This is a genomic window from Streptomyces sp. NPDC017993 (assembly GCF_044328065.1).
GTDB lineage: Bacteria > Actinomycetota > Actinomycetes > Streptomycetales > Streptomycetaceae > Streptomyces.
Genome location: NZ_JBIRGO010000028.1, coordinates 49,184 through 67,496, shown reverse-complemented (window position 1 = coordinate 67,496; position 18,313 = coordinate 49,184). Strand labels below are relative to the sequence as shown.

13 protein-coding genes are annotated in these 18,313 nt (G+C 71.8%); 6 read left to right on the top strand and 7 right to left on the bottom strand.

Translation table 11 applies throughout. The features are described 5' to 3' along the window. Nucleotide 1 precedes the first annotated feature (1 nt). From ACH4FH_RS34890 to ACH4FH_RS34875, 4 genes are all read right to left on the bottom strand, one after another. Nucleotides 2–409, bottom strand: coding sequence for a roadblock/LC7 domain-containing protein (locus ACH4FH_RS34890; RefSeq protein ID WP_398559973.1), 408 nt, complete (start codon nucleotides 407–409; stop codon nucleotides 2–4). After that, the gene (locus ACH4FH_RS34885) at nucleotides 406–3,045 is read right to left on the bottom strand and encodes a nitrate- and nitrite sensing domain-containing protein (RefSeq protein WP_398559972.1); all 2,640 of its coding nucleotides are present in this window, start codon (nucleotides 3,043–3,045) and stop codon (nucleotides 406–408) included. Before ACH4FH_RS34885 ends, ACH4FH_RS34890 begins: the two co-directional genes overlap by 4 nt. Nucleotides 3,046–3,192: 147 nt before the next feature. Beyond that, nucleotides 3,193–3,975 carry an MHYT domain-containing protein gene (locus tag ACH4FH_RS34880; protein ID WP_398559971.1) on the bottom strand — a complete coding sequence of 261 codons (783 nt, stop codon included), beginning with the start codon at nucleotides 3,973–3,975 and terminating at the stop codon, nucleotides 3,193–3,195. A gap of 673 nt (nucleotides 3,976–4,648) precedes the next feature. Further along, nucleotides 4,649–5,935 (bottom strand): MFS transporter, encoded by a 1,287-nt coding sequence (locus tag ACH4FH_RS34875; RefSeq protein ID WP_398559993.1) that lies wholly within the window; start codon nucleotides 5,933–5,935, stop codon nucleotides 4,649–4,651. Between the two features lie 191 nt (nucleotides 5,936–6,126). Between ACH4FH_RS34875 and ACH4FH_RS34870 the strand changes: the two genes are divergently transcribed. The 3 genes from ACH4FH_RS34870 to ACH4FH_RS34860 are packed head-to-tail and all read left to right on the top strand — an operon-like array spanning nucleotide 6,127 to nucleotide 9,004. Next, nucleotides 6,127–6,879, top strand: coding sequence for a (Fe-S)-binding protein (locus tag ACH4FH_RS34870; RefSeq protein ID WP_398559970.1), 753 nt, complete (start codon nucleotides 6,127–6,129; stop codon nucleotides 6,877–6,879). Beyond that, nucleotides 6,876–8,363, top strand: a complete 1,488-nt coding sequence (locus tag ACH4FH_RS34865; protein ID WP_398559969.1) for a lactate utilization protein B — start codon at nucleotides 6,876–6,878, stop codon at nucleotides 8,361–8,363. Before ACH4FH_RS34870 ends, ACH4FH_RS34865 begins: the two co-directional genes overlap by 4 nt. Continuing rightward, nucleotides 8,360–9,004, top strand: coding sequence for a lactate utilization protein C (locus ACH4FH_RS34860; protein WP_398559968.1), 645 nt, complete (start codon nucleotides 8,360–8,362; stop codon nucleotides 9,002–9,004). The genes ACH4FH_RS34865 and ACH4FH_RS34860 overlap by 4 nt, the downstream gene beginning before the upstream one ends. A 70-nt stretch (nucleotides 9,005–9,074) precedes the next feature. On the opposite strand, the gene ACH4FH_RS34855 is transcribed toward ACH4FH_RS34860, so the two are convergent. Next, nucleotides 9,075–9,467, bottom strand: a complete 393-nt coding sequence (locus ACH4FH_RS34855; protein ID WP_398559967.1) for a hypothetical protein — start codon at nucleotides 9,465–9,467, stop codon at nucleotides 9,075–9,077. 115 nt (nucleotides 9,468–9,582) lie between these two features. Next, nucleotides 9,583–11,457 (bottom strand): ABC transporter ATP-binding protein, encoded by a 1,875-nt coding sequence (locus ACH4FH_RS34850; protein ID WP_398559966.1) that lies wholly within the window; start codon nucleotides 11,455–11,457, stop codon nucleotides 9,583–9,585. A 116-nt stretch (nucleotides 11,458–11,573) separates the two neighbouring features. On the opposite strand from ACH4FH_RS34850, the gene ACH4FH_RS34845 reads away from it, so the two are divergent. Next, nucleotides 11,574–12,032 carry a MarR family winged helix-turn-helix transcriptional regulator gene (locus ACH4FH_RS34845; RefSeq protein ID WP_398559965.1) on the top strand — a complete coding sequence of 153 codons (459 nt, stop codon included), beginning with the start codon at nucleotides 11,574–11,576 and terminating at the stop codon, nucleotides 12,030–12,032. Between the two features lie 94 nt (nucleotides 12,033–12,126). After that, nucleotides 12,127–15,066 carry an FAD-binding and (Fe-S)-binding domain-containing protein gene (locus tag ACH4FH_RS34840; protein WP_398559964.1) on the top strand — a complete coding sequence of 980 codons (2,940 nt, stop codon included), beginning with the start codon at nucleotides 12,127–12,129 and terminating at the stop codon, nucleotides 15,064–15,066. Between the two features lie 70 nt (nucleotides 15,067–15,136). Here the strand turns inward: ACH4FH_RS34840 and ACH4FH_RS34835 are convergent, their stop codons facing one another. Continuing rightward, complete coding sequence (locus ACH4FH_RS34835) at nucleotides 15,137–16,513, bottom strand: alpha-amylase family protein (protein WP_398559963.1); 1,377 nt, start codon at nucleotides 16,511–16,513, stop codon at nucleotides 15,137–15,139. A 359-nt stretch (nucleotides 16,514–16,872) separates the two neighbouring features. On the opposite strand from ACH4FH_RS34835, the gene ACH4FH_RS34830 reads away from it, so the two are divergent. Then, nucleotides 16,873–18,306, top strand: coding sequence for a Gfo/Idh/MocA family protein (locus ACH4FH_RS34830; protein ID WP_398559962.1), 1,434 nt, complete (start codon nucleotides 16,873–16,875; stop codon nucleotides 18,304–18,306). Nucleotides 18,307–18,313: the final 7 nt, after the last annotated feature.

Genomic DNA, 18,313 nt, shown 5'->3' with positions numbered 1-18,313 from the left:
GTCACTCCGCTCCGGCGCGCACCGGGGTCCCGAGGTGCTCGCCGACCCGCTTGACCAGCCGGGCCATCTCGTAGGCGACCAGGCCGACGTCGGCCTCCGCGTCGCCGAAAACCGACAGGCAGGAGCCGTCGCCCGCGGCCACCACGAAGAGGAACCCGCCCTCCAGCTCGACCATGGTCTGGATGACCTGGCCTGCGCCGAAGTGGCGGCTCGCGCCCTTCGCGAGGCTGTGGAAGCCGGACGCGATCGCCGCGAAGCGCTCGCTGTCGTCGCGGGTCGGTCCGGTGGACGTCCCGATCGCCAAGCCGTCGCCGGAGAGCACCACGGCGTAGCGGATCTCCAGTACGCGGGACACCAAGTCGTCGAGAAGCCAGTTGAGTTCGCCGGAAAGGTGCTGATCGCCGGTCATCGTGTCTCTTCTCCTCGTGAGGGATCCTCGTTCGCCCCGTCGGGTCGCCGAGCGTCCTGCGGGTGCTGCGGCCGGGACGGTTCCTGCGCGTGTGGGTGGTCGGGCCCGGGTGGCGGTGTCTGCTCCGCAGGCTGCGCCCGCTCGGCCGGCGGTGACTGCCCGGGTTGCGGGGACGGGGTGGTGGCTCCGCGGCCGCGTGTCCAGCCCGCGCGCAGGGACGCCATGGTGGCGCGGGCCTGCTCCGGGGAGCGGCGTGGGGCGGGCGTGCCCTCGGTGCTCGGGACCCACTCGGGGCGCTCCTGCGGGTCGGTCCGCAGAGCCGGCGCGAGGTTGGCCTGCCGCACCCGGCGCGGCAGGCCGCCGTCGGCCTCCGTCTCCTGGGGCGGCTGCCCGGCATCCGCGCCGTCCACGGCGCCGGGCGGGATGGCCGCCCGGTCGGCTCCGCGCGCGTCCTCCCGCGCGGGTGCAGGGGCGTTCGCGCGTACGGGCAGGGGCTGCTCGGGCATGGCGTCACCAGGTGCCGGGTCGTCGGGAGTGCGGTGCTCGGGCGGCTGCTCCTGCGGCCCGGCACCGCGCGGTGGGCCGCTGTCCGGCGCCGCGCCAACCGGGGCGGCGGGGAGCGCGCGGCGGTGTCGGGGCACGGATGCCAATGCCCGCCCGGCGCCCGGGTGCCGCCGGTGCAGCAGCGATGCCCGCTCCTGCGCCGCCGATTCGCCCTCGGTGGTCGAGGGCTCGCCGTCGGTCCCGTCGGAGAGCAGAGCGTCGGGCAGCAGCACGACGGCGGTGACCCCGCCGTAGCCCGAAGGCTGCAGGGTGACCTGGACGTGCTGCCGGTGCGCGAGGCGGTTGACGACGAAGAGGCCGAGCTGTTCGGTGTCCAGCAGGTCGATCTCGTCGGCGTCCTGGATACGGCGGTTGGCCTCGTCGAGCGCCTCCTTGCCCATGCCGAGCCCGCGGTCCTGGATCTCCACGGCGATGCCGCTGCCGACGCGCTCGGCACGGACCTGGACCTTGGTGTGCGGCGGCGAGAACATCACCGCGTTCTCGACCAGTTCGGCCAGCAGGTGGGTGAGGTCGGCGACCGCGCCGCCGAGAAGCCGCGTCTCGGCGACGGTGTGCACCTCCACCCGCGGGAAGTCCTCGACCTCGGCGACGGCCGCGCGCACCACGTCCAGCAGCGGCACCGGGTGGCGCCAGCCGCGTCCGGGGGCGGCGCCGGAGAGGATGATCAGGCTCTCGGCGTGCCGGCGCATGCGGGTGGTGAGGTGGTCGAGCCGGAAGAGGTCTTCCAGTTCGGCGGGGTCCTCGGTACGGCGTTCCATGGTGTCCAGCAGCGCGAGCTGACGGTGCAGCAGCAGCTGGCTGCGGCGCGCGAGGCTCACATAGACACCGGAGATGCCGCTGAGTGCCGCCGCGCGGTCGGCGGCGGCCTCCAGCGCGGCGCGATGCACCGCGACCAGGGCCTCGCCGACCTGGCCGACCTCGTCCCGACCGGTGCCGCGCTCGCCGAGCGGCGCCACGGCATCGATGTCCACCGCCTTGCCCGCGTGCAGCCGGCGCATGGACTCGGGCAGGTCGCGGCCGGCGACCCGCAGTGCGGAGTTGCGCAGGTCCTCCAGTTCGACGACGAGCCGGCGGCCGATCTTGACCGAGATGAGCAGCGAGAGCAGCACACCGGCCAGACCCATGACGACGGCGATACCCGATCCGCCGAGGGTCTCCAGGGAGAACGGGTCGGCGTCACGGGCCGCCCCGGTGGTCGCGTCCTTCTGGGCCGCGCGCAGCTCGCGCAGGACCGCGCCGTTGGCCTGGGTCCAGTGGGCGGCCGGCACGGCCAGGGCCCCGGGGGTGCCGGCGCCGGCGTCCCGTACGGCGTTCTCCGCCGCGTGCAGTTCGCGGTACCCCGCTCCGCTCAGGACGTGGCGGTAGGCCGCGGCGTCCTGGGGCCGCAGGTCGTCGACGGCGGCGGCGAACAGGGTGCGCTGGGTGTGCACGGCGCCGGCGAAGGCGTCGAGCCGGGTGGGGGACATCTTCCCGGATGCCTGGGCGGCGCCGAGGATCGCGTCCTCCCGGGAGATCTCCTCCCGCGCCCGGGAGAGTTCGAGAACGACGCGGACCTCCGAGACGACCGCGGTCTTCTCCAGGCCGCTCAGCGCCCCGACCGTGGCGAGGCCGTGGTCGACGACCTCGGTGTAGCCGCGGATCGTACGGTCCGTGGCCTCCTCGCCCGGGGCGTCCCGCTCGCGCAGGGCGGTCAGACCGTCGGCGTCGTCCATGAGCGTGTCGATGCGGCCGGGCAGTGCGGGGTCGATGGCTTCCGCGTCGGCGCTGCCGGCGTTGACGCCGTCCCGCAGGGCGGTCGCGGCGGCGTCGGTGGCGCGCTGCCGGTCACGCAGTGCCTGGCGGCGACCGGTGTCCGGCGCGGCCTGGGCGCGGGCGGCGGCGCTGCGCTCCTCCTGCACCGCGGCGACGAAGTCGCCGACGGGTGCGACGAGGGTGGCGTCGATCTGCTGGAGGCGGTCGAGCTCGGAGACGTTCTGCGCGGTGGTGACCGTGGCGAAGGCCCACAGGGCGATCAGCGACACGACGGGCACCATGAGCAGGGCGACGATCTTCGCGCGCACCGACCGGGGCATCAGCCGGATACGGTGATTCCCTTTCCCTTCAGGGGATTTGGGGGCCGCGACCAACGCATGCCGGGGGCCGTTACCGGGCGACTTCTTATCCCCTTCGGCCCCGGGGCGATCCGGGTTCTGTCGTACGTGCATGAATTCCTCGACAAGTCAGGCAGAGGTGGGGAGTTCGGCTTCGCGAAGCGAATCGGCAGAAGCGGATTCGGCACGCTCGCGCGCGGTCGGCGACAGTGCGACAAAGGCCACGGTGAGGAAGAGGAAAGAGCCGAGCGCGACAGTCAGCGGAAAGATGAATTCCATTGCGGTGGCGCCCTGGAGCGGCGCCCGACTGGGCGTCAGTTCCATTCGTACGGCGGCCATTCCGGTGTAGTGCATGCTGCTGACGGCGAGGCCCATGACCAAGGAGGCGATGGCCGCGCCCGTCGCGCCGCGCACCCTGAGTGCCGCCCACAGGGCGGCCGTCGCCGCGCCTACGGCGATGCCGACGGAGAGCGCGACGAGGCCCGGGTCGTAGTGCACGTGTCCGTGCAGACGCAGCGCGCTCATGCCCAGGTAGTGCATGGCCGCGACGCCGAGGCCGGTGCCCAGGCCGCCGAGCAGCAGGGAGCGCAGCCGGGAGGGGCCGTAGCCGACGGTGAACACGCCCGCGCCGACGACCAGCACCGCGATCAGCAGGCTGGCCACGGTCAGCGGGACGTCGTAGCGGATCGGGCTGCCGGTGACGGCGAAGCCGAGCATCGCGATGAAGTGCATGGTCCAGATGCCGGAGCCGATGGCGACGGAGGCGGTCAGCAGCCAGTTGCGCCGCGAGCGGCCGTCGGCGGTCAGCGCCCTGACGGTGCAGCGCAACCCGAGCGCGGATCCCACGCACGCCATCGCGTAGGCGAGGACGGGAGATATCCAGCCCGCACTGAAGTGGTGCATATGGCCCACGGATTTTCCTTTCACGTGTTCGGTTCGCGGCGGACGGACGCTAACACGTGATCGACTTGTGAAATTCGGACACGAACCGAGAACGATTCGGGCGGGAATACCGGGCTTTTGACGCAGCGTTGCGCTACCGGTGAGTTCCGTGAGCCATACATCCACCAAATGTCCGCCATTGCCCGACCGTCACATCCCTGACCGCTTGTCAATTGCGCGCGAATGAGGGGCGGCCCGGCCGGGCGCAATGAGAAAGGTCACGCAAAGCTCAATTACCGGAACTCCGCAAGGTGCGCCGGTCGCCCCGAAAAGGATGAATGGCCGCATAAGGGCAGCCCTGGGCACACCGGTGGGAACAAACGAACGCGGGAGCGAGTGTTCGCCAGAAAGCGTGGTCGAGGCCGACGGGGCTTCCGGGGGAAGGGCGGGCCGGGTGACGCTTACGGGGCGCAAGCGACGGGCTGCAGACCGTTACGGCGCCTCCGGTCGACATCCCTTGCTGGGCCGGAGAGTTGGTCCCACAACGCATCACTTGCACAAGGAGAAAGACCAGATGAACTTCCTCACCAACCTGCTTGCCGGCGTCGTCCACTTCGTGGGTTGGCTCGTCTGACGGACCTCGCACCACCGGCGCCGCCCCTCCCCGTCCCTGGGAGGGGCGGCGCCTCCGTGCGGGCGGGGACTACTTCTCCAGCGGCTGCCGTGAGGTCTCCGGCAGCGTGAGATACACACAGAACGACACCAGGCAGAGCGCGGCCACGTACCAGGGGAACAGCCCGGCGTGCCCGGCCTGCTGGAACCACGTACCGACGTACGGGGCGGTGCCGCCGAAGAGCGCCACGGTGAGGGAGTACGGGAAGCCGATGCCGGCCGCCCGCACGCGCGCCGGGAACACCTCGGCGTTCACGGCCGCGGCGACCGCGGTGTAGCCGGTCAGCAGCACCATGCCCGCGCACTGCACCAGCAGCAGCGAGATGAAGGCGTCGGTCACCAGGTGCAGCAGCGGCACGGCAAGGACGGCGAAGCCCAGCGAGAAGCCGAGCAGCAGCGGTTTGCGGCCGATCCGGTCAGAGAGCATCCCGCCCAGTGGCTGGAGCAGCGCGAAGAACGCCAGGGAGATGGTCCCGACGGTGAGCGAAGCGCCCTTGTCGAAGCCCGCGTTGACCTGCGCATAGGTGGGCAGGTAGGTGGTCCAGGTGTAGTAGGCGATGGTGCCGCCGGCCGTGATCCCGCAGATCAGCAGGGACTGGCGGGGGTGGCGCCGCAGCGCTTCGAAGAGGCCGGGCCGCGCGGCGGCCTGCTGTGCGGCACTGCGGGTCTCCTGGGCGCCGCTGCGGATCCACAGACCGAGCAGGCTCAGCAGCGCGCCGACGAAGAACGCCACCCGCCAGCCCCACTGCCCCATCTGCCCCTCGGTGAGGAGGGCGGCGAGCAGCGCCGCGGTCCCCGACGCCAGCAGCTGGCCCACGGTCGTGGAGACGTACTGGAAGCTGGAGAAGAGCCCCCGGCGGCCCGGCCCGGCGGATTCGACGAGGAACGTCGTGGAGGCGGCGAACTCGCCGCCCACCGACAAGCCTTGCACCAGGCGCGCGATGACCAGCACGACGGGGGCCAGCACACCCCCGCTCGCGTAGGTGGGGGTGAGTGCGACGAGCAGGCTGCCGCCGCCCATCAGCAGGATGGTGACGGTCAGCGCCGCCCGGCGGCCGCGCCGGTCGGCGACGGCCCCCATCAGCAGCCCGCCGACCGGCCGCATGAAGAAGCCGACCGCGAAGACCGCGAAGGTGGACAGCAGCGGCACCAGGGAGTTGCCGGTCCCCTTGGGGAAGACCTGATCCGCGAAGTAGACCGCGAGGAAGGAGTAGGCGTACCAGTCGTACCACTCCACGGCGTTGCCGACGGAGGCGGCCGCCAGCTGGCGCAGCTGTGACGGCGGCCGTATTCCACCGGCCGCCCGGTCCTTTTCCATGTGTTCCGCGCTGGGCATGTGTCCCCCGCTCCCGGTTCTTCTCCTGAGCCTGCCGCTGGGGCAGGATGGCCGTCAGGTGATCATCTACCGGCAGGGCGTCCGGCCGCCAGGGGCGGAGCCGGACGGAACGCGCCGGGCGAGGAGCCGGCGGGCGCTCCCCGGGGCCGCGGCGGCCGAAAGGAGGGCGCAACGTGCGTGTGGCACTGTTCGTCACCTGCATCAACGACACGCTCCACCCGCGGACGGGGCAGGCGGTGGTGGCGCTGCTGGAACGGCTGGGGGTAGACGTCGACTTCCCCGCCGAGCAGACCTGCTGCGGTCAGCCGCAGTTCAACACCGGCTACCGGCACGCCACCGAGCCGCTGGTGCACCGCTTCGACCGCGCCTTCCGGGACTACGACCACGTCGTCACCCCGTCCGGTTCGTGCGCGGCGATGGTGCGGGACAACTACCCACGTATCGGGGCGAAGGCGGCCGCGGAGGGGCGCGGCAGGCAGCTCACCGACGCGGCGGCGACCGCGGTACCCAAGACATACGAATTGACCGAGTTCCTGGTGGATGTCCTCAAGGTGACCGATGTCGGTGCCTACTACCCGCACACCGTCACCTACCACCCGACCTGTCACGGCCTGCGGATGCTGGGCCTGGGGGACCGTCCCCGGCGGCTCCTGGAGCAGGTCAAGGGCCTGGAGCTGCGGGAGCTGCCGGGCGCCGAGGAGTGCTGCGGCTTCGGCGGCACCTTCGCGGTGAAGAATCCGGCGGTCTCCGCCGCGATGGGCGCCGACAAGGTCCGCAACGTCATCGGGACCGGCGCCGAGGCGGTCTGCACCGTCGACAACTCCTGCCTGCTGCACATCGGCGGCACCCTCGCCCGGCAGGGGGCGCCGGTCCGCCCGGTCCATATCGCCGAGATCCTGGCGAGCACCGAAGGGAGCGTGCTGTGAGCGGCGCCTACTTGGGCATGCCGGCCTTCCCCCGGGCCGCTGCCGTCTCCACCCGCGACACCCAGCTGCGCGCCAACCTCACCCATGCCACCCACACCATCCGCGACAAGCGGGCGAACGCTGTCGCCGAGCTGGACGACTGGGCGCAGCTGCGGGCCGCCGGCGCCGCCGTCAAGGACCGGACGCTGCGCCATCTCGACCACTACCTGGAGCAGTTGGAGGACGCGGTGACCGCCGCGGGCGGCGAGGTGCACTGGGCCGCGGACGCCGAGGAGGCCAACCGGATCGTCACCCGGCTGGTGCGGGAGACCGGTGAGCGGGAGGTCGTCAAGGTCAAGTCGATGGCCACCCAGGAGATCGGGCTGAACGAGGCACTGGCCGAGGCGGGGATCAGTGCCTACGAGACGGATCTGGCCGAACTGATCGTGCAGCTCGGCGACGATCTGCCGTCGCACATCCTGGTCCCGGCGATCCACCGCAACCGCTCGGAGATCCGTGACATCTTCCGCCGCGAGATGGGCGCTTGGGGCCGCCCGGCACCCGAGGGTCTCACCGACTCCCCCGCCGAGCTGGCCGAGGCGGCGCGACTGCATCTGCGGGAGAAGTTCCTGACCGCCAAGGTGGGTGTCTCCGGCGCCAACTTCATGGTGGCCGAGTCCGGCACCCTGGTCGTCGTCGAGTCCGAGGGCAACGGCCGGATGTGCCTGACCCTGCCCGAGACGCTGATCTCCGTCGTCGGTATCGAGAAGGTCGTGCCGACCTGGCAGGACCTGGAGGTGTTCCTCCAACTGCTGCCCCGCTCCTCGACGGCCGAGCGGATGAACCCCTACACCTCGACCTGGACGGGGACGACGGACGGCGACGGCCCGCAGACGTTCCATCTCGTGCTGCTGGACAACGGCCGGACCGACACACTCGCCGACACCGTGGGGCGGCAGGCGCTGCGCTGCATCCGCTGCTCGGCGTGCCTGAACGTCTGCCCGGTCTACGAGCGGGCCGGCGGGCATGCCTACGGCTCGCCCTACCCGGGCCCGATCGGCGCCATCCTCACACCTCAACTGCGCGGCACGGAAGGTTCGTTGGAGGCGTCGCTGCCTTACGCATCGTCGCTGTGCGGGGCCTGCTACGAGGTGTGCCCGGTGGCCATCGACATTCCCGAGGTGCTGGTGCATCTGCGGGAGCGGGTGGTGGAGGGCGGTCCGGTGACGCGTCACGGTGTGCGCACCGTCCTCAAACCGGCCAAGGGGCACGCGGCGGAGCGGGCCGCGATGCGCGCGGCGAGCTGGGCGTTCGACCATCCGGGCGCGCTGCGCACCGGTATGCGCCTGGCGGCCCGGACCAGGCGGCTGCACCCTCGGCGGCTGCCGGGGCCGGGGCGCGCCTGGTCCGACACCCGCGATCTGCCGCCGGTGCCCGCGGAGTCCTTCCGCGACTGGTGGCAGCGCACCAGGGGCAATTCCGAGCAGCGAGGGAGCAGCAAGTGAGCAGCCGCGATGTGGTGTTGGCGCGGATCCGCCGCGCCTTGGGCGACGTACCGCGCGGCGAGGGGCCCGAGGACCCGCCGGTCGCGCGCGACTACCACCGGGTGCACGGCTCGCGTACGACGGCGCAGACCGTCGACCTGCTCGCGGAGAACCTCGCGGACTACCGGGCCGTCGTGCACCGCAGCGAGGCGGACGGGCTGCCGGCGCTGATCGGCCGGCTGCTGGCGGAGCGGGGTACCCGGACGGTGCTCGTGCCGCCGGGTCTGGACGCCGGGTGGCTGGCCGCGGCCGATGTCACCCGTGTTCCCGATCGCGCCGGGAGCACGGCGCAGGAACTCGACGCCGTGGACAGTGTGGTGACGGGCTGCGCGGTCGCCATCGCCGAGACCGGCACCCTCGTCCTGGACGCGGGCCCCGATCAGGGCAGGCGCCGGATCACCCTGGTTCCGGACCATCACCTCTGCGTCGTCCGCGTACCGGACCAGGTCGTCGGCTCGGTGCCCGAGGGGTTGACGCGGCTCTCACCCGACCGCCCGCTCACCTGGATCTCCGGCCCCTCCGCCACCAGCGACATCGAACTCGACCGGGTCGAGGGGGTACACGGGCCGCGCACGCTGGAGGTGATTTTGCTGGCGGAGTGAGCGGCGGCGGGGGTGTGGGCGGCGTGGGGTGTCCGACGCCGGCCGTGTCTTCCTGCCCCCGTGCCCGCACCTACGGGCGCGGCCGCGGGGCGCTCTCGCCGGCGGTGCGGGCGGTGTGCAGCGCCCAGGCGATCAGCGGCACCTGACCGGGCAGCCGCCCGTAGGCGAGAACCTTCAGGGGCACCGGGCGGTCGCGCCAGTCGTAGGCCATTTTCACGTTGGCAGGGAAGAGCGCGGCGAACAGTCCCGCGGCGGCCAGGGCGCCGGCCCGGCGGGTGCGGGGCGCGGCGATCGCGGCGGCCACCGCGAGCTCGGCGGCGCCGCTGGCGTACGTCCAGGCGCGGGCGCTGCCGGGGAGCCGCTTCGGCACCATCGAGTCGAACGGCTTCGGGGCGAGGAAGTGCACGACCCCGGCACCGGCGAGGAGGCGGGCCAGGAGAGGGGCGGAACGAGCGTCGGCCACGAGTGCTCCCGGTGGGTTCGGCCCCGCGGACGCGGGCGGTTGAGAAGGGGAGGGTGCGGCGGCCGCCCCGACCATTGAACTGGCCGCCGCGCATTCGACCTTACCCGTGGGTCACTTACTGGGTCATCATCTGATCGTCGGCAGTGGTGAGGCGTGCGTCACGATCAACGGGCGGCAGTCCGGCCGCGGCGCCATGGGCCGGGTCCCGGTGCGCGTCGCGCCGCACCAGCGCCGCGTAGCGCCCGTCGGCGGCGAGCAGCTCGTCGTGCGTGCCCCGCTCGGCGATCCGGCCCGCGTCCAGGACCACGATCTGGTCGGCGTCGCGGACCGTGGACAGGCGGTGCGCGATGGTCAGGGTGGTACGCCCCTCGGACAGCGCGTCGATGGCCTGCTGCACCGCATGCTCGGTGCGGGTGTCGAGGGCGCTGGTCGCCTCGTCGAGGACGAGGACGGGCGGGTCGCGCAGGATGGTGCGGGCGATGGCCAGGCGCTGCTTCTCGCCGCCGGAGAAGCGGTAGCCGCGCTCGCCGACGAGGGTGTCGTAGCCGTCGGGCAGGGCGGCGATGTGGTCGTGGATCTGGGCGGCCTTGGCGGCCCGCTCGATCTCGTTGTCGGTCGCGTCCGGCTTGGCGAAGCGGAGGTTGTCGGCGACCGAGGCATGGAAGAGGTAGGTCTCCTGGGAGACCACGCCGACGGAGCGGGCGAGCGTGTCGAAGTCGAGGTCGCGCACGTCCGTGCCGTCCAGGGTGACCCTGCCCCCGGTGACGTCGTAGAGCCGTGGCACGAGATAGCTCAGGGTGCTCTTGCCGCTGCCGGTCGGTCCGACGACGGCGAGGCTGCCGCCCGCCGGGATCGTCAGGTCGATGCCGCGGAGCGTGTCGCCCGCGCCGGGGTCGTAGGAGAAGGTGACGTTCTCGAAGCGGACCTCGCCGCGCGGGGTGGCCAGGCGCACCGGCTCGGCGGGTTCGGTGATGGCGACCGGCAGGTCGAGGTATTCGAAGATGCGCTGGAAGAGCGCGAGCGAGGTCTGCATCTGCACGCCGGTGGACAGCAGCGAGACGGTGGGCCGCAGCAGTCCCTGCTGAAGTGTCACGAAGGCGACGAGTGTGCCGATGGAGAAGGTGGGCCCGCCGAACCGGAGGACGAGGCCGGCCGCCCAGTAGATCAGGGCGGGCATCGCGGCCATGACGATGCCGATGGTGGCCATCCGCCAGCGCCCGGCCATGTTGGAGCGGATCTCCAGGTCGACCAGGCGCTCGGACTCGGTGACGAAGCCCCGGGTCAGCGAGTCGGCGCGGCCCATGGTGCGGCCCAGCAGGATTCCGCTGACCGAAAGCGACTCGGTGACCATCGCCGACATCGACGCCATCTGCTTCTGCCGCTGGGTGGTGATCCGCTTGCGCTCGTTGCCGACCCGCCGGCTGATCCACACGAAGAGCGGGAGCAGCAGCAGCGACACCACGGTCAGCCGCCAGTCGAGGGCGAGCATCGCGACGACGGTGGCGATGACGGAGGTCAGGTTGGACACCAGGGAGGTCGCGGTGGAGGTGACCGTCGCCTGCATGCCGCCGATGTCGTTGGCGATCCGGGACTGGACCTCGCCGGTGCGGGTGCGGGTGAAGAAGGCCAGCGGCATCCGCTGGAGCTTGGCGTACACGGCGCTGCGCAGGTCGTGCATGACGCGCTGGCCGACGGTGGTGGACAGCAGGGTCTGCAGCACGCCGAAGACGCTGGTGGTCACGGCGGTGACGATCATGCCCAGGGCCAGCAGGGTGAGCAGCCCCGTGCGGCGGTCGGGAATCGCCACGTCGAGTATCTCGCGCAGCAGGAAGGGCGAGGCGACCGAGACGAGGGAGGAGGCACCGACCAGCAGGCCGACGACGGCCAGCCGGCCGCGGTAGGGGCGGAAGAGCGCGAGGATCCGCCGCAGCTGGACCGGCTGGTCCGGATCCTTGGGCGGTGGCGTCCACTCGGGTTCGTCGCTGCGCATGGGCTCCTTCGAGGGGTGCGGTGGGGTCGACGGGCGGAAGGGCGAGGGCGGATTTCAAGGAGCCTAGCTCATTGTTACCTATACTCACAATGAACTTGGTCCTGTATCCTCGCCGCATGTCCTCCCCCGAGCCGACGGTCAGCACCTCCCATGTCGCCGAGCAGTTGGTGCGGCTGACCCGCCGGATGCACCGCGCCCAAAAGCATCACCTGGAGCATCTCGACATCGCCTTCACTCCCGCGCAGTCCCGGCTGCTGCGCATCGTCGACCACTGCCGTGCCGCCCCGCCGCGGATGGCCGACCTCGCCGAGCGCCTCGAAGTGGTGCCCCGCGCGGTGACCACGCTGGTGGACGCACTGGAGGCGAACGGCGCGGTGCGCCGCGTGCCCGATCCGGACAACCGCCGGGTGGTGCGGATCGAGCTCACCGACACCGGCCGGTCCACACTCCGCGCGTTGCGCAGCGCACGCCGGGCCGCAGCGGAGGACATCCTGGCTCCACTGACCGCCGAACAGCGCGAGGTCCTCGGCGAGCTGCTGTCCACTCTGGTCGACGGCCCGGGGACGCACCACTGAACCGCGGCCGACCGGCTTGCGGGCCGCCGGCCGACCGCTGACCGACCGCGCGGCGCCGGGCGGACCGGCGCCCAGCCGACCGGAGGAGTGCGCCATGCCCCTGCTGGAGCCGGAGCCGAACGCCCTGCGGCCCGCCGCCACGAGCCCCGCGCACGACCGGGTGCCCGACAAACGCGCCCCGGGCACCCCCGAGCCGCTGCGCGGCGACCTCATCGCGCTGCTCGGCGCGGAGAAGGTGCTCCACACGATCTCCGACCTGGTCGCCTACGCCTCGGACGCCAGCCCCTACCGCTTCGTCCCGCAGGTGGTGGTGCTGGCCGAGGACATCGACGACATCTCCGCCGTCTTCTCCTACGCCCACGGCAAGGGCCGCAACGTCGTCTTCCGAGCCGCCGGAACCTCACTGAACGGCCAGGCGCAGGGCGAGGACATCCTGGTGGACGTACGACGCCACTGGGCCGGCGTCGAAGTGCTGGACGGCGGCGCACGCGCCAGGATCCGGCCGGGCACCACGGTCTGGCGGGCCAACGCCACTCTCGCCCGCCACGGACGGCTGCTCGGTCCCGACCCGGCGAGCGCCCTCGCCTGCACCCTCGGCGGGGTCGTCGCCAACAACGCCTCCGGAATGACGGCCGGCACCACCCGCAACTCCTACCGGACGCTGGCCTCGCTCACCCTCGTCCTGCCGTCGGGCACGATCGTGGATACCGCAGACCCGGCCGCGGACGCCGAGCTGGCGCGGGCCGAGCCCGCGCTGTGCGCGGGGCTGCTCGCGCTCAAGGCCGAGATCGAGGCGGAGCCCGAGCTGGTGGCGCGGATCCGCGCCAAGTACCGGATCAAGAACACCAACGGCTACCGGCTCGACGCCTTCCTCGACGGCGCGACGCCCGCGCAGATCCTGCGGGGCCTGATCGTCGGCTCCCAAGGCACCCTCGGCTTCATCGCCGAGACGGTCTTCGACACCCTGCCGCTGGAGCGGTACACCTCCAGCGCCCTGCTCTTCTTCCCGACGCTGCGGGACGCTGCCGCCGCCGTACCGCGGTTCAACGAAGCGGGGGCGCGGGCCGTGGAGTTGATGGACGGCAACACGCTCCGGGCCTCGGTGAGCGTCCCGGGAGTGCCCGCCGACTGGGCGGAGCTGCCGAAGGAGACCGCCGCCCTGCTGGTGGAGTTCCGCGCGGCCGACGAGTCCGCGCAGCGGGCGTACGAGCAGGCCGCCGCGCAGGCGCTGGCGGGCCGGCCGCTGGTCGCACCGGTGGCGTCCGTCAGCAACGCCTTCACCCGGGACGCGGCCACCATCAACGGTTTCTGGAAGGCCCGCAAGGCGTTCGTGACCGCGGTCGGCGGCTCCCGGCCGGCCGGCACGACGCTGATCACCGAGGACTTCGCGGTGCCGCCGGCCCAGCTGGCCGACGCCTGTGCCGCGCTGCTGGAACTCCAGGCCCGGCACGGCTTCGACGCGGCCGTCGCCGGCCACGCCGCACACGGCAATCTGCACTTCCTGCTCGCTTTCGACGCCGCCGAGCCGGCCGATGTGGCGCGCTACGCCGCGTTCATGGACGAGTTCTGCCGGCTGACCGTCGAGCGCTTCGACGGCTCGCTCAAGGCCGAGCACGCCACCGGCCGGAACATCGCGCCCTTCCTGGAGCTCGAATGGGGCCCGCGGGCAACGGAGTTGATGTGGCGGATCAAGACGCTGGTCGATCCGCACGGCATCCTGGCCCCGCGCGTCCTGCTCGACCGCGACCCGCAGGCGCACCTGCGCGGGCTGAAGACCATTCCCGAGGTCGAGGCGGTCGCCGACCCGTGCATCGAGTGCGGCTTCTGCGAACCGACCTGCCCCAGCGGGGACCTGACCACCACCCCCCGGCAGCGGATCGTGCTGCGCCGCGAGATGACGCGCCAGCCGACCGGCTCCCCCGTCGAGCGCGAACTGCTGGCGGCGTACGGCTATGACGCGGTGGACACCTGCGCCGGCGACGCGACCTGCGCACTGGCCTGCCCGGTGGGCATCGACACCGGCGCGCTGATGAAGGACCTGCGCCGCCGCCGGCACTCCCCGCGCGAGGAGTGGGCGGCGGCGCAGGCGGCCCGGCGGTTCAAGGCCGTCGAGCGGGCCGCGCGGCTGGCGGTGGCGGCCGCGGACCGGATCGGCGACCGGCTGACCGCTTCGGTGACCGGCGCCGCCCGCAGGGCCGTACGCCCCGACCTGGTGCCGCAGTGGCTTCCGCACCTGCCCGGCCCCGCGGCCCGTACGCTGCCCGCCACGCAGAAGGCGGACGCCGTCGCCGTCTACTACCCGGCCTGCGTGAACCGGATCTTCGGCGAGCCGGCCGGGTACCGCGGACCATCCCTTCCGGAGGCCGTGGTGGCGGTATCACGGCGTGCCGGCCGGCCGGTGTGGATCCCGGCGGACGTGACCGGCACCTGCTGCGCCACGATCTGGCACTCCAAGGGCTACGAGAGGGGCAACGCCCTGATGGCCAACCGCATCGTCGAGGCGGCCTGGGGCTGGACGGCGGGCGGCAGGCTGCCGCTGATCGTGGACGCGTCCTCCTGCACGCTCGGCATCGGCCACGAGGTCGTGCCGTACCTGACGGCCGACAACCGCGCGCTGCACGCCGAGCTGACGGTGGTCGACTCCGTCGTCTGGGCCGCGCAGGAACTGCTGCCGCATCTGCGGATCCTGCGCACGGTCGGCTCGGCCGTACTCCACCCCACCTGTTCCATGCGGCACTTGGGGAACGAGGGCCGACTGCGGGAGGTCGCCGAGGCGTGCGCGCGGGAGGTCGTGGTGCCGGACGACGCGGGCTGTTGCGCCTTCGCGGGCGACCGGGGCATGCTGCACCCGGAACTGACGGAGTCGGCCACCGCCCGCGAGGCGGCCGAGGTCACCGCACGGGACTTCGACGCCTACCTTTCCGCGAACCGGATGTGCGAGGTCGGCATGGATCACGCGACGGACGGACGCGGCTACCGGTCGGTCCTGCTGGAACTGGAGCGCGCCACCCGGCCGGAGGCGGGGCGGGGGTGAGGCGGACGCACCGCGGACCGGTGCCGCGGCCCGCAGTCGTGTGTGCGGGCCGCGGTGACCGGTCGGCGGTTCAGCTCTTGGCGCCGATGTGGAGTGCGACGGCGCCCTTGGCGGGAACGGTCAGCTTCGCCGTGCCGTCGTCGCCGACGGTGACGGTGTTGCCCGCGCAGTCGTCGGGCGCGGCCTTGGCCACGTTGCAGTAGGTTCCGGCGGGCAGCGAGGTGGTGAAGTCCTGGGACAGGGCGTCGTCACCGCTGTTGAGGGCGACGAACCCGGCCTTGCCGCGTCCGAAGGCGATGGCGCTGCCGCCGTTGTCCCACCAGTCGGTCAGTTCGGCGGAGCCCACCGCGTTGCGGAAGCCGACCATGCCGGTGATCTCTCGCTCGGCGTGCACCCGGGTCCAGCCCGCGGCGCCACCGGGCGGTCCGGCGTCCTTGTCGGACCACTCGTAGCCGGAGAAGACGTTCGGTGAGCCGTAGGGCGAGGCGAGCATGAAGACGTTGGCGAGGGTGTGGGTCGCGCCGTCCTTGTAGGTGAGCGTCGAGCCGTTGCGTTCGGTGTCCCAGTTGTCGACGAAGGTTCTGGCCTTGTCGCCGGCCAGCTTGCCGTCCGCGACGGACTTCAGCTGGGCGAGGTTGCCGCCCTGGAACGCGCTCTTGAGGTGCCCGCCGTAGCGGAATTCGTCGACATCGCCGATGCCGGTGTACTCCTCGGGCCGGACCGCCTCGCCGCCGCCGTGGATCACCTCCTGCACCCAGTAGCCGGGGTCGCTCATCTTGCCCTTGATGGCGGCGATATCGGTGGCGGAGATGTGCTTGGCGGCGTCCACCCGGAAGCCGTCGACGCCCAGCGACCGCAGGTCGTCCAGGTACCCGGCGACGGTGGTGCGCACCGCGTCGCTCCCGGTGTCCAGGTCGGCCAGGCCGACCAGTTCGCAGTCCTGGACGTCGTCCCGGTTGGTGTAGTCGGAGATGGGCTTGCGGCAGCTGTGGAAGTCCTGGTCCTGGTAGGCGCCCGGATAGCTGTACTTGCCGTACTGCGTCCCGCCGGTGCCCGTGCCGGATCCGGCCGCCATGTGGTTGATCACGGCGTCGGCGACGACCTTGACGCCCGCTCCATGGCAGGCCTTGACCATCGCGGCGAAGGCGTCGCGGTCACCCAGACGTCCGGCGATCTTGTAGCTGACGGGCTGGTAGGAGGTCCACCACTGGTCACCCTTGATGTGCTCGGACGCCGGTGAGACCTCGACGTAGCCGTAACCGGCCGGGCCCAGTTCGTCGGTGCAGGCCGTGGCCACGTCCGCGAACTTCCACTCGAACAGGGTGGCGGTGACGGTCTTCTCGCCCGGCGGGGTGGCCTGCGAGGACCAGGGGGCGTACGTCGCGAGGCCGGCCGCGGCCAGCACTCCGGCCAGCGCCCCGCCCAGCACACGGGAACGATGCTGCATCTTGCGGCTCCTTCGTCATGGGGCACGGCAGGTCACACCGCGCCCACGAGAGCAGCCACGCGCCAGGCCGCCATGGGGGGATTCCGCAGGGGAGCCTGCCGTTTGACTTATGTACACGTCAAGGTTTTCCGCAAGTGTTTTCAGCGACTTGCGAAAGATGCTGCTAACGGCGGGGCACCTCCCGCAAGTTGGCAGCAACGCCCCGATCGGCGACGACGAGGTATCCGCACAAGAGTCCAAGCGCGCCGTGCCAAGAGTCCAACTGGCCCTCTTGTGCCTCAGGCCGCTCTACCGTCAGGGTCCTGACCGAGGTTCACGTATGCCCCGCGCGTAGCATCCGCTTGCTTCCTGGAGGACCGATGAACGAGGAACACCCCCACGACCACGCCCCCGAAGAGCCGGGACCGAGCCGCCGCTCCGTCCTGTGGACCGCCGGCGCGGCGGGCGCCGGCCTGGGTCTGGGCGGGCTGACGGCCGGTCACGCCGCCGCGGCCGCACCCGCGTCGGCGTCCGGCGCGGCGAGCACCGCGGCGGCACCGAAGGCCAAGGGCAAGACGATGATCGGGGTGCCGTTCGAGCGGCGCAGCACCGTACGCGTCGGCATCATCGGCCTCGGCAATCGCGGCGGCAGCATGATCGACCTCTTTCTCGCGGTGCCGGGGGTACGCGTGGTCGCCCTGTGCGACCCGGTGAAGGAGAAGACGGCGAAGGCCGCCAAGAAGGTCACCGACGCCGGACAGCCCGCGCCGGCCGTCTACACCAACGGCGACCACGACTTCGAAAACCTCTGCAAGCGCGGCGACATCGACTTCGTGTACGCGGCCACGCCGTGGGACTGGCATTTCGAGATGGCCAAGACCGCGATGAGCAACGGCAAGCACGTCGGCGTGGAGTGCCCGCTCGCGCTGCGCCTGGACCAGCTGTGGGAACTGGTCGACCTCTCCGAGCGCACCCGCAGACACTGCATGCAGTTGGAGAACTGCTGTTACGGCAAGAACGAGATGCGGGTGCTGCGGATGGCGCACGCCGGGCTGTTCGGGGATCTGCTGCACGGCGCCGGCGCCTACAACCACGATCTGCGCGGCCTGATGTTCGACCCGGAGTACTACGAGGGCCCGTGGCGCCGGCTCTGGCACACCCGGCTGCGCGGCGACCTGTATCCCAACCACGGCTTCGGCCCGGTCGCCAACTACATGGACGTCAACCGGGGCGACCGTGCCGTACGGATCTCCAGCTTCGGCACGCCCGCACTGGGCCTGGCCGCCTACCGCAAGGAGCACATGCCGGCGAACGACCCGAGCTGGAAGGAGTCGTACATCGAGAGCGACCGGACGATCAGCCTCGTACAGACCGCCAAGGGGCGGGTGATCCGGCTGGAGCACGACGTCTCCACCCCGCACCCCTACAGCCGCATCAACAGCCTCGGCGGCACCAAGGGCGTCTTCGAGGACTATCCGGAGCGGATCTACCTCGAACCCGACCAGAGCAATGACGAGTGGGGCGACTTCGGGAAGTACGCGGAGTGGGACCACTGGCTCTGGAAGGAGCACGCCAACCCGCCCGGCGGCCACGGCGGTATGGACTACATGCTGGTCTTCCGGCTGATGCAGTGCATGCGGCTCGGCCTCGTACCGGACTTCGACGTCTACGACGGAGCCACCTGGACCGCCCCGGTGCCGCTGAGCGACCTCTCGATCAAGGCGAAGGGCGCCCCGCAGGAGATCCCCGACTTCACGCGCGGACTGTGGAAGAAGGAGAGGCCCGGCATGGATTCGGAGAAGCCGGTCGAGTAGCCGGATC